Raw genomic sequence first — 15,417 nt, 5'->3', positions numbered from 1 at the left:
ATCACCTTTCTGCTGAAATGATATATATCGGATTTTCCGCAACCATCATATTAAAATCTTTTATTGTTTTATTTCTGCTTATCATCATCTGGGTTATTTCTATATTTTTGAATCCTGTTTTTTTCAAGCTTTCCAATGCAGTAAAAATATTTTCCAAAACAATAAAATTCAAAACAATTTTCCCGTCTATATTTAAGTATTCATATGAATATCTTATTATCTCGTTTAGATTTCCCCCGGAACCGCCTATAAATATCTTATCCGCGTTTACTTTATTCAGAACTTCCGGAGCTTTGCCCTCTATAATTTCAATATTGGAAATATGAAATTTTTTCATATTTTCTTTTATCAAATCCACTGCTTCCTGCTTTTCTTCTATGGCATAGACTCTGCCCTTAGAGGCAAAACGTGCCATTTCTATAGATACAGAGCCAGTCCCCGCGCCTATATCCAGACAGATATCAGTATCTTTCATATCCAGCTTTGCTATACTTACAGCCCTTACTTCCTCTTTTGTCATAGGGACTTTTCCTCTTATAAATTCACTGTCTTTTATGTGATACATTTCTCTCCTAACATTTCACAATTTATATTTTATCAGTCTCTGATCTTACTAATACTACTACATTAATCCCGAATCCATATTCAAAATTATATAGATTTTCTGGAAAAAACTCCCATATTTTTTCATTTTCATAGGATAAATTTTCCCCTACAAAAATTTTTATATTATTTTGATTATTTCTGAAAAGCTCTTCGGCTATTTTCTGCGGTGTAAACTTATTATCTGTTAACAGACCCATTTTATTATAATTATTCATTTTTTCTGCAAAATCAAATTCCTTACCGTGAAGGCTGGAAACAAAAGCATCATACCAGTGCAGTCCCAGTTTTGCGAACATATACTGAACAGAAGAAATCCCGGGAATAACCTCTATCTCTTCCCTGCCGAAAATATTTTCCAGATAGTTCAGCATACTGTAAAATCCAGGATCGCCTGATACTATTACTGTTATTTTCTTCTCTCTGTTTTGCTTTATATATTCCGCGAGTTCGCCAAGTCTGCTGTCTATATACTTTATTTCTTTTCCCTCAGTGAGTTCTTTCACACTCTCAATATTTCTTTTGCCGCCTATCACTATTTCGGAATCTGCTATTGCCTTTCCTGCTGCGGGCAGAATATAATCAGGATTCCCGGGTCCAAGCCCTGCCACTTTTATTTTTTCCATATTATAGTTTCCATCCTTTGCTCCGCCCCAGTTCTCTTCCCCCTGAAGCAAATATCAGAGTTTCCACAGTTATTTCCGCACCATTTCTTCTCACATACTCCTGACATTTTTCTTTTGCTTTTTCTGCAAGAAGAGTAAATGTTTCCTTTTTCGTCACATAGTTGACAGCTTCTTCCGTGGTATTGGAATTTAGTATTTTCAGCAGATTTTCTCTTCCTTCCCCTGCAAGCAGTGCATTAGCAGTTAATATTTCCAGTTTTGCATCTGACATTCTGCTGTGTGTGTGAAATATTCCCCCTGCCACTTTTACAAACTTTCCGAGATCTCCTGCAAAAAAGATTTTCTTTACTCCGTATTCACATGCCCTGTCAAGCATAAACCCCACAAAATTACTTATTACAAGCACTTTCCCTTCATCTATGCCGAATTTTTCCTTCATAAACCTTTTTCCATGGTTTCCAAATACAAAAACCACTTCTTTTTCAGGATTTTCAGCTAAAAGCATTTTCAGCTCTATAGCAAGTGAATCCTTAAAAGCCTCTTCTGACATAGGTTTCACTATTCCAGTTGTCCCTAATATTGAAATACCGCCGAGGACACCAAGTTTGGGATTCAGCGTTCTTTTAGCGATCTCTTCCCCTTCGGGAACAAATATTTCTACATCCACGCCTTTACCGGCTGGAAGAATTTTCCGCACTTCATTTTCTATCATTTTCATAGGTACGGGATTTATGGAAGACATACCGACTTTCATGGGAAGCCCGGGTTTGGTAACAGTCCCTACGCCTATTCCGCCGTATATATTTACCATATTATCCTCACGAAGACTTATTTTGGAAAATATCTCAATACCGTGCGTAATATCAGGATCGTCTCCGCCGTCTTTTATTACAGAGGCTATAGTATAACCGTCCCTTATACGTATGGTATTTATCTGTATTTTCAAAGTTCCGCCTGCGGGAAGATCAATTCTTACTTCATCGGGAGTATTTTTCCCGAAGAATGCAGCCATTGCCGCCTGCGCTGCTGCTGCCGCAGCACTTCCTGTAGTAAAACCGCACCTTAACTGTTTTCCCTGATAATATCTATATCCTTCCATTTTATTTACATTCCTTCCCTTTGGTACATCTGGTATAAAATACCGTGAAGAATAGACACAGCTACTGTACTTCCGCCCTTTCTGCCTCTTATTCTTATATACGGAACATTATACTTTGATAATTCCTCTTTTGATTCACTTGCCCCGACGAATCCCACAGGAACTCCCACTATTAATTTCGGTGTATTTTCTTTCATATTTTCCAGAAGTGTATAAAGAGCCGTAGGTGCGTTACCTATAAGGAATATCTTTGTATCTTTATCTTTCAAAGCTTTTTCCATTCCCACTATAGACCTTGTTACTCCTCTTTCTTTTGCTTCCTTTATAGTGTCTTCATCTGATACAAGCGAGTATGCTTTCACGGAAAATTTTTCCAGTATACTTTTGCTTAATCCGTTTACTATCATATTCGTGTCACAATAAATTTTACACCCCGACTTTAATGCTTCCATTCCTGAATTTATTGCATCATTTTCTATATCCAGCAGATCAGCATATTCAAAATCCGCGGTAGTATGTATAATTCTTTTTACCACAGGTTTCTCGGCTTCTGTAAAATTATTTATTTTTTCCCCGAGTTCCTCTTCTATTATTTCAAAGCTTCTTTTCTCTATATCCATTGGTGCTTTTATATACGACATTTTTTCCTCCTGTTTTCCATTACTAAAACTATAGCTGCATCCCAAACAAAAATTTTAAAAATTCAGGCTCGGAATAAAAAGCAATATGCGGATAACCGGCGAGAGTATTGCCTTTTTTGTAGCCGCATTTCCATTCCCTGCCGTCTTCCTTCTTTATACTGTAAAAACAATGCTTTTCATTATTATCAAATATATCTGAATAGTGAAATTCATGTCCTTTTGTTTTTATCCCGTTTTCCATATCAATATGTATATATCCGAATCGTCCCATATTCAGTCTTTTTTTCATAGCTATTTTCATATCTAATATTCCGCAGAATTCATAAAATTTCTCATCAGTAGTTTTCAGCCCGTCTGTAAGATAGATAAATCCTCCGCACTCTGCATATATCGGGATTCCTGCCTCATGTGCCTCTGTGATACTTTTTTTCATCGCTGTATTTCCGGCTAGTTCTTCTGCATAAAGCTCGGGATAACCGCCGCCAAGATATATGAAATCAATATTTTCCGGAATTTTGCTGTCATACACAGGACTAAATTCCACAAGTTCCAGACCAGCATGTCTCATCATATCAAAGTTTGACTCGTAATAAAATGAAAATGCCTTATCCCGTGCCACAGCAGCTCTCTTTCCTTTGAAAATATCTTTCAGCCCGTCAGCAGGATTATTTATATTATATTCCTTGGAACTTTCTGCGATCTCATATATTCTTTTCAAATTCAGGTATTTTTCCCCGATATCTTTCAAAAATTCTTTTCTTTCAGCGGAGTCTTCTACCTCAAAAGCCTGCTTTAAGCCGAGATGCCTGCTTTCCACTCCTATTTTTTCATCTTTTGGAATATATCCCAGACATTCAATGCCTGTATACTTTTCCACAGCTTCTTTCAGGCTGAGATAAAGCTTTTCTCCGGAAACATTATTCAGAATAACCCCTGCTATATTAACATCTTTATCAAAATTCACAAATCCCAGTATTTCTGCTGCTATGCTGGTAGATATTCCTTTTGCATTCACCACGAGAATTACCGGAACATCAAGAATCCTTGCAGTATGTGCAGTGCTGAAATTATCCTTTGTATGGTTTATTCCGTCATAAAGCCCCATTACACCTTCTATTACCGCTATGTCTTTCCCTTTGGAGTTTTCTTCAAATATATATTTCAGTGTATCCTCGTCAAACATAAATGAATCCAGATTATATGAGCCATTTCCGGTAAAAAGTCTGTGATAACCGGGATCTATATAATCAGGCCCTATTTTAAACGGAGCAACATTTTCAAAAGCTGACATTAGAATACTGCTTGCTGTGGTTTTCCCGCTTCCGCTCATAGTTCCTGCAATTAATATCTTTCTCATCTAAAAATTCTCCTTCAAAAATCTGTTATATCCTGCAAGAAAACTGTCAAAATCTGTATTCAGACTGTCTTTTAAATGACTGTACATTTTCAGAACCACAGGAACATCCAGATTTGCATTTTTCAAAAACTCAAAATCAGAAAAAACTTCTTTTTTATCTCCGCTTTTCAAAAGCTGTCCATCACGCAACACAAAAATGTAGTCAGCAAAATCATATGCAAAATTAACGTCATGTGTGGAAACAATCATTGTTTTCCCTTCATTTGAGAAGTTTAGAAGTATTTCCAATATCCGCTTTTTATTTTTAGGATCCAGCCAGGCAAGAGGCTCGTCCAATATCAGTATTTCCGGCTTCATCGCCGTTATAGAAGCTATAGCTACTCTTTTTTTCTGACCATAGCTTAGATGGTGGCATGGTGTATCCTGTAAGTTTTCTATCTCCAGAGCCTTCATTGCTTCCAAAGCCCTTTGCTCTGTTTCTTCCTGAGAACAGCCGAGATTTTTCAAACCAAAGGCTATTTCCTGCATTACTGTGGGAGCAAAGATTTGTATTTCCGGATCCTGAAATACGATGCCTACTTTTTCCCTGAATTTATCCAGCTCTTTTTTCTTATATCCTATCTTTTCACCTTTAAAATAAAGGTTTCCCGTATCTGGTTTCAAAAGTCCGTTCATAATTAAAAACAGCGTAGATTTTCCTGACCCGTTTTCTCCGAGAAATACTATCTTCTTTCCCTTTTCTATATTAATATTTATTCCCTTTATTATTTCCGTTCCTTTTTCATAAGAAAAAACAACATCTTCCAATTTAAGCATACCATACCACCAAAAATAAATTTATTAATAATATTGTTATTATAAAAACTACTTCTTTACCCGGCTTGTTATATCTTCTTTGATAAAATATAAATTCATTTCCAAGTCTGGCTTCTACGGCTTTTACGGAATTTTTGCTGTAATAATACGTTTTTCTTAGTATTGATATCAGCAAAACTCCGAATGATCTCCGTGAAGCACTGTAATTTACATATCCTGATCTGCTCTTCTGCGCAGTAATTACCTGATCTTTTATATCAAATAAAACAAATATATATCTGTAAATCAGCAAGAACATCTCTCTGAAAATTTTCGGGAATTTCAGCTTAAGAAAAATATAATCCAGATCTGCCGCCGGCGTGGAACACACCAGAAAATACGCAGCGGAAAGAGATGCAAATGCTCTCAGCAGAAGTAATGTTATATCTCCTTTTATAAAAAACATGGGAATAAGTGTAGTCAGTATAAACACAGCTGGTATACTGTATAATTTCAGCAGTTTTCCCACACTTACTTTCATAATAAATAAGATAATAAAATTAAATATAACAAAATCTATTATAAAAATTGTTTTTTCTTTTGTCATTAATAAGAACACCAGTACTCCTGCAGATAAAATAAATTTTTCAAGTGGATTAACATCCTTGAGAGAATTAGCATAAGATATTTTATCTATCAGCATTCTTTGCTCTGCCTCTGAAATATCCCAGAACGTAACATACTACTCCTGCCCCGAGTGCTGCCTGCAAGGCAAATAAAAGACTTTCTGTCTCTCCCCCCGGCGGTTCCAGAAGGCTTTCCGCCCAAGGCTGGTATCCCGGATTTATTTCAGTTATTAATTCCTCGGCCTTCCCGTCTGCACCGCCGAATTCGGAATTTTTTACCAACAGTAAAGGAGCCGCTCCGATAATTATTACTAAACAAATTAATGCCAGATTATTTTTAAGAATTTTCATCTACGCCTTCACCCCTTGCTTTATATTATATTTTTCAAGTAAATTCATTACTACGTTAGTCAGAAGTCCTTCTATTACTGCCAAAGGTATCTGTGTCACAGCAAAAATCATCGCAAATTTCACAAATGACGCTGCTATTCCTCCGTCTGCCGAAGGATTCGCAAGAGCCAGCTGAAATGAAGTAATTACATATGTACTGAGATTTCCCAGTGAAGCTGCAAGAAATACTGCAAGGGATTTATTTTTATTTTTCAAAAGTCTGTAAATACCGTATGATACCAAAGGTCCTGCCACTGCCATGGAAAATGCATTCGCCCCGAGAGTGGTAAGTCCTCCGTGTGCGAGCAATACTGCCTGAAATATCAGTGCTATAGTCCCTAATATTGATGTTACAAACGGCCCGAACAGTATTGCAGACAGCCCTACTCCTGTAGGATGTGATGAGCTTCCTGTTACTGACGGTATTTTTAATGCAGAAAGAACGAAAATAAATGCTCCTGCAAGTGCCAGCGTCAGCTTTTCTTCCACATTGCCTTTAGCTTTTTTCTGTAGTTTTACAAGTCCGTAAGCCCAGAACGGTGCACAGAGAACGAACCAGAATACAGCCCATTTTACAGGGAGATATCCCTCCATAATATGCATTGAATAACTGCTTACTGATAATATTAAAAATGCTGATGCCACTAAATATATTCTGCTTTTATTTTTCATTTTTCCTCCTTGTTTTTTGAATTTTATTTTTTCTTTGATTTAGTATCTTACAACATTTCATTTACTCTTGCTGTTAATACCTCTGCTATCATAGGGTCTGCCCCAAGCGGTCTTCCAAATGATATTTTTATATCAGGATACTTTTCCCTGAACTCGTCTAACTTTTCAGGAATATCTTTTTTAATGTGCATTCCCTCAAACAAAAAAAATGGTACAACAACAATTTCGCTAAGTCCGCTATTTTCTTTTACTATTACATCAATAGTATCTTCCATTAACGGTTCTGCTAATTCCATGTTTGTACCATACACCTTTGTATGAGCCAGTTTTTCTTTCATGACATCGATTATCTTTTTGAATTCTTCCTGTGATTTCAGGGAACGGCTGCCGTGCCCTACTATCATAACTGCTTTCATCTTGATCAATCCTTCTTTCTTATTCAATTGTGTTTTATTTTCTGCTTCCTGCGGAAAAATATCCCCGAAAATTTCTATTTTTATCCATAAAAACAAAAAAATCAGCAAGAAGCTGAATTTAATATACAATATTTAAGAAATAAAACTGCTGTATACCGGATCTTTCCAATACACAGAAATTAAATCTTCATTGATTTATATATCTCTCTAATAGTATATTAAATTTTCCCTTCCCAGAAAATTTAAATAAATAATAACAGGCAAGTCTCCTGACTCGCTTCATCCTACTTGCATCCTTCCCGGAAAAACTTCCAGTGGTTCTATGCTTTCGTCAGCTTCACAGTAGTGGGGGCTGTACCGGATTCAAACCGGTTTCCTTATTAAGTTCCTTAAACACCTGATTATTAAAATTATTTATTAAAGTATACCATGAAATAAAAATTTGTCAAACTGGTTTTTCTCTTATGGAAAAATTCTTTTTCATATTTTACACATTGGCTTTTCACCATTTTAGTATCCTTGTATTGAAAAAGATATACTTTCTTTGAAATCATGCGGAATTTTTATTTTTTTCAAAATTCCTGTTATTATTTCCAGTTCTTTTTTTATTTCAAGACGTAATGTCTTTTCGACGATAATATAAGTAATTTCTCCGCTGCAAAACGTCACTTTGTCTAACGGACTGTTTCGTATTCTCAGAAGGCAGACTTCCTCTCCTGTGTCTATGTAGAAATCAATTTCGGTTATTTCTTCGGGTAATTCCGGTATTACATGAACCGGATTAAGCCTGAAACCATTTATCCAGAGATCGTCTTCTCCAAAGTGTATTTCGTATTTCTCTCTTTGTTTTTTCATTTGTTTCCTTTCGTAAAACATCGGTACTTTATATATAATTCTTTATCTGATCTAAATAAATCTCATGTTCTACTTATGCTTCCCCTTATTTACCGGATATTTCCTTTATTATCCTTATGATTCGTCCGGTTTCACCGGCAGATTTTCCAAAATTACCGGTGAGTATCAGATTTAAAATATTCTCATCTGATAAATCCCTGTGCCACCAGTGGTTACATTTCCCTTCATTTTGCTGGCACTGATGATTCTTATATTTATATGCTTCTTTGAATAACTCTAACAATAGCATAAACCCTTGTTTAAAAGATTTTCCTTCGAGATATTTTAGTCTGGATAAATTATTTCTAAAAACACCTCTTCTGCTTTTCAACATATTATAGTAATTAATTGTATTTCTATACCCTGAATTCTCCAGTGCTGTATCAAGCTGTCTTTCGTTAACATTAGAGCCTAATGCCAGAAAGAGAAGATCATCAGTAAATTCTTTTTTTTCATATTCATTCAGGTTTTCAAAATACTCTTCCGCTTTTTGCCTTGATATTCCTTCTTGAGCATATAAATTTAACATTATCTCATTTAACATATATTTTCTGTATCCCCTTATTTTATTATTTTCTTCTCATTAACATAAAGTTTGCAGCATTATATTTCAGACAATATAACATTCTTTAAAATTTTTCTGAACCCTGAATTATAATATCCTCAGTTTTTAGATTTTCTTCTCTGCATTCCAGGTGCAGCACTTCTGTCATCGTATCATTTCCCAATGCTATAGCTGCATTAATCTATTTTTCCGTTCTTTCTTTATCCTCTATCAAATCCTCCATAAAATATTAGTCATACATCTTATTAAAACTGCTAAAACAATAAAAAAATAATTATATATAAATTTCTTATTTTTTTTGATCAAAAAAATATTTATCATAGATATTACTAAAATATCAATCATATAATAACTAAAAACTGCTTCATACACTGAAACTATAAGAGAAATAATCACCAAATACTCACTTTCCAGCATATTTTGAATAACAATGAGATATAAAAAAATACAATAAAAGTATTTTCTTAAAAAAATATTTTCATTTTTAAACTTCAAGAAGATAAATAAAATCAGTGAAATAAGCAAAAATAATAATACTATATAACTATAATGAGTAAAAATTTCATCCGGTACTTCCCGCCAATAGAAAATAGCCCTCCGCTCAAAAAGAAAAACTGCAATTGTCTGAAAAGAAAAAATTTCCATGTCAAATTTTGTTCGCCCTTCTAAAATAAGAAAAGAATTCATAAAAGAAAATAATAACAATGTAATAACAATAACCAAAAGATTCAGACTCATTATATAACAACAAAATATCCCAAAAATAATCAAAATAATTATTTTAACTAAAAAAGAAAACAAAAAATCTAATTTTTTCAATAAAACTCCCCATTTCATCTTGTTTTAAAATATCGTTCTTTTTTATTTATAACATATTTTTAACAAAAACACCAATAAAAAACATAAAGGCAGCATCGCTTATCTACCTCAATACTGCCTTTACTATTATTAAATATTCATTTTTGATTTCAGCATATTCTCCAGTTCTTTTACTTTTCTGTACTGCTCCCTCAATGTCTCATCAGAATGCCCTTCAAGATCTATATACTTTTCCAGTGCTTCTCCCAGGTAATAGAGTTCATGCACAGCCTCCATATTCTCAGCGAAATATTCCAAAGGCTGATCAAGTATCTCCTGAAAATCATCTACCACAGCCTGATAACATTTCAGCGCTGTTTCCATTTCACCGATTTTACTGTTTGCCAGCCCCATATTATACGTACTTCTCGCTATCTCGTAAGAATAATGACGCTTTATTGCAAATACTATTCTCGACTGTATAAGCCTTGAATTATAGTAATTTTTATAATCTTTTATTATATCAAAATAGTTCGCCAGAAAATCATTCCATACATCAATACAGGCTCCATCCAGCCACACCATGCCGTTAATAGGCTTTTCCGGATATCCTTTTGCTTCTTCCTGTATTTTCATTACTCCTGCAATACTCAGCTGCATTAATAAATCCGCATATTTTCTGACATCTTCATTGTCTGCATTTTTTTTATCCAATATAGCCTGAAAATAAAACCCGAGTTCACCTATATTTTTATATAGCTCAGCACCTGTCTGAAAAAGAAGATTAAAATTGATTTTTCTGGGATCCAGAAAATTTTTCAGTACAGAGCTCATTATTATGTATGCTTTTCTTTCCTCTGGTCTTAATTTATCAAATTCTGAAACTGCCTGTTTGAAGTCCAGGTTCTCCACCGCTGCCATAATATTGGGAAACTGGGCATTTTCTCTATAACTTCTATTTGGAAAGTATAAATCCTGAATTCCTTTTTGCTCTCCCGGCATATTTTCATCTCCTTAATTTTTTATTTTATATCTTTCAAAATTTTCATTTGAGTGACTATAAAAATTTTAACACATATAAAAAGGTTTGTATACTAAAATTTTACTGCTTCAGAAAACATATATTATTCTTTCTGCATACTTATTTATAATTTTTCCATGCTGTACAAAATATCAGATATTTGATAATATAAAAATAAATATTAATAATTTAGAGGTGTTCATTTTGATAAAACAATTTATTCTGCTTACACAGTTTATGACACGTATTCCTGTTCCATTGAAAACTGAATATAGTGATAAGGATTTCGGAAAATCAATAAAATATTTCCCGGTTTTAGGCTTGCTGATCGGGGGACTGTTATACCTTACTTATTTCGCCGTATCGAAATTCACAGACAGCAGACTCCTTATCGCAGTTTGTATTGTTATTGCAGAGACCGTTATTACCGGCGGAATTCATCTGGACGGACTGGCTGATACATTTGACGGTCTTTTCAGCTATCGCCCGAAAGATAAAATACTGGAAATAATGAAAGATTCCAGAATAGGAACTAATGGAGCAATAGTTTTGATAATATATTTTCTGTTAAAAACATTCCTTCTTGCAGAAGCGGATATAAAATATATTATTATAATGCCTGTTATTGCAAGGCTCGCCACGGTTACCAATGCCGGTCTCGGAACATATGCCAGAAAAAGCGGCATGAGCAATGCAATAATGGACTATAATTCTAAGTCTGATATTTTGATTTCGCTGGTCATTACTTCTGTAATATGCTTCTTTTTAGCAGGATTCAAGGGTTTAATATCTGTTTTTGTATGTCTGGCTTTTATTATATACTTTTTATTTTATGTCACAAAAAAAATTGACGGAATCACAGGGGATACTATGGGTGCGAGCCTTGAAATGACCAGTATTCTTGTGCTTATCACGGGAGTGATTTTAAAATGAGTAAAAATACGGAATTTCTATTTGTACGGCATGGCATTACAGAACTGAATGTGAAAAAAGTATACTTTGGACAGCTTAATCCGCCTCTTATTGCTGAAGGAATTCAGCAGATTCATAATGCAAAAAAGAATGTTGCCGATGAAAGTATCAGTTTATTTTATTCCAGTGACTTAAAAAGATGTACCGAGTCTGCGGAAATTATAAATGAACATCTTAATCTCAATATTATAGAAAAGCCCGGATTCCGTGAGCTGAATTTTGGAATTTTTGAAGGATTGAGCCATCAGGAATTAATGGGCAGATACCCTGAAGAAGCAGAACTTTTCTTCAAAAACTGGGAAAATTATCAGATTCCTGACGGGGAAAGTATACACGATTTTATGATGAGGGCTGTTAATGAAATTGAGGATATAAAAAAATCCCATAAAGGTGAAAAAATCCTTATAACAACACATTCTGGTGTTATACAGGCAGTTCTTTCATTTTATTTCACAGGAAACCTTGAAGCTTACTGGAAATTCAGATTTAACCATGGTTCTATAACAAAACTCTGCTTTGATCACTCTGATTTTGCTTTTTTGGAGTATGTTAACAGAGTATAACGGCTTTAACTGAAAGGAGAACGGAACAATGAAAACACCCGAAACTATAGTTCAGGAACAACTGGATTTTTATAATATTCATGATTTGGAAAATTTTCTTTCTATGTATCATAATGACATAAAAATATTTAATCTTCTTGATAACTCAATTATTTTAAGCGGAAAAGAACAGCTCAGGGAAAAATGTATCGAAAGATTTCATGTTCTAAAAGTTCATGCCAGGCTTAAAAACAGGATTGTTATGGGAAATAAAATAATAGATCATTCAGAAGTCGCGGGACTGGTAAAAGATAAAGCCGTAGAAATGGCAGCTGTTTATGAAATACAAGATGGTCTTATCAAAAACCTATGGTTTATTTATAATTAATGCAATCAAAATAAAAACAGGATTATACCGATAGTAAATCCGGACTAATCCTGTTTTTTTATGCTTTTCTTTTTTTAGCCGAAATAAGAAGCATCATTGGACGTCTTAATTCATCCTGCATCTCGGGAATTTCCCTCATCATTGACTCTTCAGGTTTCGGTTCCATAAAGCCGGTTATTTCAAAGCCTGCCCATATAAGATCATTTATATAAGTAGTAAGTGTCTTATGATATTTCATCACTTCCACACCAAGAAAATTAGCTTTTCTAAGTCCTTCTGAAAAATATCTGTCTACAGGCCAGTGAATCCGTTCTCCGTTTTTATCATAATACCAGTCCTGTGTACCATATGCCGTAAACACCGGATGCTCCACGGAAAAAACAAAGTGCCCTCCATCAGTGAGAAAATCCGATATTTTTTTACATATATTTCTGAAAGAATCTATATAGTGAAAAGTCAGAGAGCTAAGCACCACATCAAAGCTTTCTTTCGGATAACTCACTTCTTCCACAGGCATTAAAATATATTCAATTACCGGCGACTCTGTCATTTCTCTTGCTTTTTCCAGCATCTTCTCTGATATATCCACCCCTGTCACAGATTTTGCTCCGTTATCTGCCGCATATCTGCAATGCCATCCAAAACCGCATCCCAGATCCAATACACGTTTACCCTGAAAATCCGGCATCATTTTTCTGAATTCATGCCATTCTCCTGCTGCTTCTAAACCACCAGTTGATCTTGCCATTTTTTTATACTGATTAAAAAATTTCTCATCATCATATTTATTTTCTTTCAATTTTATCATCACCTTTCCATAAAATCAGAATCTGTTTTTCTCTACATGTTAACGTGATATGATCTTTCCAAAATTCCCCCAAATTTTATTTTTCTGTTACCAGTTTACTTTTTTATTCTAACATATTTTTATAAAAAATTCTTCCTGATTAAACTACAGATAATAGAAACCCCATACACATAATTTTTAAACCACAAAAAATCTGCGAACAAATCTCCAAAACAACATATTGATTTTATTCACAGATTTTTATTATATTAATTTTTTAGTGACTATTTCACAAGTTCCAGTTCAATTCTTCTGTTTGAAGCACGCCCTGCCGGATTATCACTTCCGTCTTTATTTGTATTAGGTGCAACAGGATTCCGTTTCCCCATACCTTCTACCTTGATTATTCTTCCCGGCTCCAGACCAAATTCCGTTAATTTATCTCTCACAGCCTCGGCTCTTCTCAGTGAAAGTCTGTTATTGTACTCATCAGTTCCTTTAGAATCTGTATAACCTCTTATTACCACATCAGAGTCCATTTCCTTTATCTCTGTTACCATTTCTCTCAGTACGCCGTAATATTCCGGCTTTATTCTGCTGTCGTCAAAATCAAAATACAGTTTATTCTCATTCAAACGTATTATTTTTTTTACTTCTCCGCTTCCATTTTGTTTCGGCTTTTGTGCCGCAGGAGTTTCCTCCACAAATTCCACTTCAAGGGCATTTATTCTTATTGTATCATTTCTCATCTGCTTTGTAGTAAACGGTCTTGCTGTACTAAAAGCCGCCAGTACAAATAATAACAATACTATCTTTCTTTTCATCTGTCTGCCTCCTTTTCCAGCGGCACTCTTCTTGTACTCCCTTTTATTTCACCCTTTGGAACTGTTTTACTTTCTACACTTCTCAGATATTCCTCATTCTTATCCATTCTCTTGCTGTTATATTCCACCAAAGCTTTATTTGTAGAACATGATACCAGTAAAAAACTTATTAGTAACAGTAGCTTTTTTTTCATATTTTCTCCTTGACTTTTTATTTTCTCACCCTTGCTCTTTTCAGTGCTTTCAGCTCTTCCTCTTCTCTCTGAACGCTTCTTACCACTCTTTTATAAAAATCTACTTTTTCATTCATATATTCCAGTTCTGCTTCTGCCTTTTCCAGTTTCAGATCTGTTTTTACCTCTTCCTCTATTATAATTTCTTCTCCTGATAAAGGAATCATACTAAGCAGAAATATTCCCGCCAGAATCATTCTTCTCATTTTATCTCCTCCTGCTTATTCTTTTATCTGGTTTTCCCACAGATATTCTTCTGTTCTGTCTACTCTTTCTTTTGTATCTTCTATTGTTCTTTTAGTTTCCCCCGCTGTACATCCAAACAAAATCAGTGCTGCTGCTAACAGTAAATATTTCTTCATTAATCTCACCTTCTACTTTAGTCTCAAATCTGTAACTGTCTCTTCATATTTTACTTCAAGCTCATCCAGTTTTTTTTCATTTTCCTTGTAGTCTTCTATATTTTTATTAATTTCATTTACTCTTTTTTCTATTCTGTCTATTTCAGCCTGCATTTTCTGACTTTCGGTTTTTTTTCCGCTTTTCAGTTTCGGCGCTGCCAAAAGTCCCTGACTTATAAACAGACATATGATTACGGGTAATATTATTCTTCTCATAATTCCTCCTGTTTTTATCCTGAAAAGATTTCTAATCTTCCAAAACTGCTTCTTCCTGTATGCCAAGCCCTATATTCACTAATGCCAGTTCTTTTTCTTTTTTATTTATCTCTTCACTTAGATTTTTTTGAACATCATCATACTTTTTCAGTATCTCCCTGTATTCATCTCTGTACCATCTCACTTCTGAATCCATTCTCAGCTTTTCTGTTATTTCTGTTCTGCTGTTATAATTTTCATATAATTTTGACAGATCATTCTCAAGCTTTTCTTTTCTTTGTACTAATCTTTTCTGTCTCCCTGTTTCAGCACTGTTAAGTTTTCCGGCTTCTTCGGTAAGTGTTGACATTCTGGTATAACCAAAACACATTGTTCCTAAAAGCAAACATAATAATATTCTTTTCATTTCTCCTCCTGTTTATTTTTATAACAGAAGAAATGAAGAAAATCCCCATTTCTTCTGTTTGTCTCCCCTTTAGAATTTCCATGAAAAGTCTAACTGATATTTTGTACCTTTTACACTTCCTTCTTCTCTTTCCACTCTTACTCCT

24 protein-coding genes and 1 riboswitch are annotated in these 15,417 nt (G+C 34.4%); of the genes, 3 read left to right on the top strand and 21 right to left on the bottom strand.

From position 1 onward, the window contains the following. Position 1 precedes the first annotated feature (1 nt). The 14 genes from cbiT to NK213_RS11445 all read right to left on the bottom strand — a co-directional run bounded on the left by cbiT (position 2) and on the right by NK213_RS11445 (position 10,484). A complete protein-coding gene (gene cbiT, locus NK213_RS11510) occupies positions 2-565 on the bottom strand; it encodes a precorrin-6Y C5,15-methyltransferase (decarboxylating) subunit CbiT (protein WP_253349274.1) in 564 nt (187 codons plus the stop codon). Between the two features lie 22 nt (positions 566-587). Next, positions 588-1,229 carry a precorrin-6y C5,15-methyltransferase (decarboxylating) subunit CbiE gene (cbiE, locus tag NK213_RS11505; protein ID WP_253349272.1) on the bottom strand — a complete coding sequence of 214 codons (642 nt, stop codon included), beginning with the start codon at positions 1,227-1,229 and terminating at the stop codon, positions 588-590. Between the two features lies 1 nt (position 1,230). Continuing rightward, entirely contained in the window at positions 1,231-2,328 is a 1,098-nt protein-coding gene (gene cbiD, locus NK213_RS11500; protein ID WP_253349270.1) for a cobalt-precorrin-5B (C(1))-methyltransferase CbiD, read from the bottom strand. A 5-nt stretch (positions 2,329-2,333) separates the two neighbouring features. Beyond that, positions 2,334-2,969: a precorrin-8X methylmutase gene (locus NK213_RS11495; RefSeq protein ID WP_253349268.1), complete on the bottom strand. Its 636-nt coding sequence runs from the start codon at positions 2,967-2,969 to the stop codon at positions 2,334-2,336. Between the two features lie 28 nt (positions 2,970-2,997). Beyond that, complete coding sequence (locus NK213_RS11490; protein ID WP_253349267.1) at positions 2,998-4,326, bottom strand: cobyrinate a,c-diamide synthase; 1,329 nt, start codon at positions 4,324-4,326, stop codon at positions 2,998-3,000. Further along, positions 4,327-5,142 carry an energy-coupling factor ABC transporter ATP-binding protein gene (locus NK213_RS11485; RefSeq protein ID WP_253349265.1) on the bottom strand — a complete coding sequence of 272 codons (816 nt, stop codon included), beginning with the start codon at positions 5,140-5,142 and terminating at the stop codon, positions 4,327-4,329. Beyond that, the gene (locus NK213_RS11480; protein ID WP_253349263.1) at positions 5,135-5,824 is read right to left on the bottom strand and encodes a CbiQ family ECF transporter T component; all 690 of its coding nucleotides are present in this window, start codon (positions 5,822-5,824) and stop codon (positions 5,135-5,137) included. The genes NK213_RS11485 and NK213_RS11480 overlap by 8 nt, the downstream gene beginning before the upstream one ends. Further along, the gene (locus tag NK213_RS11475) at positions 5,811-6,098 is read right to left on the bottom strand and encodes an energy-coupling factor ABC transporter substrate-binding protein (RefSeq protein ID WP_253349261.1); all 288 of its coding nucleotides are present in this window, start codon (positions 6,096-6,098) and stop codon (positions 5,811-5,813) included. The genes NK213_RS11480 and NK213_RS11475 overlap by 14 nt, the downstream gene beginning before the upstream one ends. Next, entirely contained in the window at positions 6,099-6,809 is a 711-nt protein-coding gene (locus NK213_RS11470) for an energy-coupling factor ABC transporter permease (protein WP_253349259.1), read from the bottom strand. A gap of 47 nt (positions 6,810-6,856) precedes the next feature. Beyond that, positions 6,857-7,321, bottom strand: a complete 465-nt coding sequence (locus tag NK213_RS11465) for a sirohydrochlorin chelatase (protein ID WP_253349257.1) — start codon at positions 7,319-7,321, stop codon at positions 6,857-6,859. A gap of 145 nt (positions 7,322-7,466) precedes the next feature. Then, a riboswitch (cobalamin riboswitch) is annotated at positions 7,467-7,641 on the bottom strand. A gap of 94 nt (positions 7,642-7,735) precedes the next feature. Further along, positions 7,736-8,080 (bottom strand): hypothetical protein, encoded by a 345-nt coding sequence (locus tag NK213_RS11460; RefSeq protein ID WP_253349256.1) that lies wholly within the window; start codon positions 8,078-8,080, stop codon positions 7,736-7,738. Between the two features lie 85 nt (positions 8,081-8,165). Beyond that, positions 8,166-8,663, bottom strand: coding sequence for a DUF5958 family protein (locus tag NK213_RS11455; RefSeq protein ID WP_253349254.1), 498 nt, complete (start codon positions 8,661-8,663; stop codon positions 8,166-8,168). A gap of 231 nt (positions 8,664-8,894) precedes the next feature. Next, complete coding sequence (locus NK213_RS11450; RefSeq protein ID WP_253349253.1) at positions 8,895-9,503, bottom strand: hypothetical protein; 609 nt, start codon at positions 9,501-9,503, stop codon at positions 8,895-8,897. 129 nt (positions 9,504-9,632) lie between these two features. Further along, positions 9,633-10,484, bottom strand: coding sequence for a hypothetical protein (locus tag NK213_RS11445; RefSeq protein ID WP_253349251.1), 852 nt, complete (start codon positions 10,482-10,484; stop codon positions 9,633-9,635). Between the two features lie 223 nt (positions 10,485-10,707). On the opposite strand from NK213_RS11445, the gene cobS reads away from it, so the two are divergent. The 3 genes from cobS to NK213_RS11430 are packed head-to-tail and all read left to right on the top strand — an operon-like array spanning position 10,708 to position 12,405. Further along, positions 10,708-11,436: an adenosylcobinamide-GDP ribazoletransferase gene (gene cobS, locus NK213_RS11440; protein WP_253349250.1), complete on the top strand. Its 729-nt coding sequence runs from the start codon at positions 10,708-10,710 to the stop codon at positions 11,434-11,436. Beyond that, complete coding sequence (locus NK213_RS11435) at positions 11,433-12,038, top strand: histidine phosphatase family protein (protein ID WP_253349248.1); 606 nt, start codon at positions 11,433-11,435, stop codon at positions 12,036-12,038. The genes cobS and NK213_RS11435 overlap by 4 nt, the downstream gene beginning before the upstream one ends. A 28-nt stretch (positions 12,039-12,066) precedes the next feature. Beyond that, positions 12,067-12,405, top strand: coding sequence for a nuclear transport factor 2 family protein (locus NK213_RS11430; RefSeq protein ID WP_253349246.1), 339 nt, complete (start codon positions 12,067-12,069; stop codon positions 12,403-12,405). Between the two features lie 58 nt (positions 12,406-12,463). Here NK213_RS11430 and NK213_RS11425 read toward each other — a convergent pair whose 3' ends face one another. The 7 genes from NK213_RS11425 to NK213_RS11395 all read right to left on the bottom strand — a co-directional run bounded on the left by NK213_RS11425 (position 12,464) and on the right by NK213_RS11395 (position 15,272). Beyond that, positions 12,464-13,204 carry a bifunctional 2-polyprenyl-6-hydroxyphenol methylase/3-demethylubiquinol 3-O-methyltransferase UbiG gene (locus tag NK213_RS11425; protein ID WP_253349244.1) on the bottom strand — a complete coding sequence of 247 codons (741 nt, stop codon included), beginning with the start codon at positions 13,202-13,204 and terminating at the stop codon, positions 12,464-12,466. A 272-nt stretch (positions 13,205-13,476) separates the two neighbouring features. Beyond that, positions 13,477-14,016 (bottom strand): OmpA family protein, encoded by a 540-nt coding sequence (locus NK213_RS11420; protein ID WP_253349243.1) that lies wholly within the window; start codon positions 14,014-14,016, stop codon positions 13,477-13,479. Continuing rightward, entirely contained in the window at positions 14,013-14,210 is a 198-nt protein-coding gene (locus NK213_RS11415) for a hypothetical protein (protein ID WP_253349240.1), read from the bottom strand. The genes NK213_RS11420 and NK213_RS11415 overlap by 4 nt, the downstream gene beginning before the upstream one ends. A 17-nt stretch (positions 14,211-14,227) precedes the next feature. Continuing rightward, positions 14,228-14,455 carry a hypothetical protein gene (locus NK213_RS11410; RefSeq protein ID WP_253349238.1) on the bottom strand — a complete coding sequence of 76 codons (228 nt, stop codon included), beginning with the start codon at positions 14,453-14,455 and terminating at the stop codon, positions 14,228-14,230. A 15-nt stretch (positions 14,456-14,470) separates the two neighbouring features. Next, the gene (locus tag NK213_RS11405) at positions 14,471-14,611 is read right to left on the bottom strand and encodes a hypothetical protein (RefSeq protein ID WP_253349236.1); all 141 of its coding nucleotides are present in this window, start codon (positions 14,609-14,611) and stop codon (positions 14,471-14,473) included. Positions 14,612-14,623: 12 nt separating this feature from the next. Continuing rightward, positions 14,624-14,866, bottom strand: coding sequence for an FAD-I family protein (locus tag NK213_RS11400; RefSeq protein ID WP_253349234.1), 243 nt, complete (start codon positions 14,864-14,866; stop codon positions 14,624-14,626). A gap of 31 nt (positions 14,867-14,897) precedes the next feature. Beyond that, positions 14,898-15,272 carry an adhesion protein FadA gene (locus NK213_RS11395; protein ID WP_253349231.1) on the bottom strand — a complete coding sequence of 125 codons (375 nt, stop codon included), beginning with the start codon at positions 15,270-15,272 and terminating at the stop codon, positions 14,898-14,900. Between the last annotated feature and the right edge of the window lie 145 nt (positions 15,273-15,417).

The sequence above is a fragment of the Sebaldella sp. S0638 genome (genome assembly GCF_024158605.1).
GTDB lineage: Bacteria > Fusobacteriota > Fusobacteriia > Fusobacteriales > Leptotrichiaceae > Sebaldella.
This window is presented reverse-complemented; position numbering and strand designations above follow the sequence as displayed.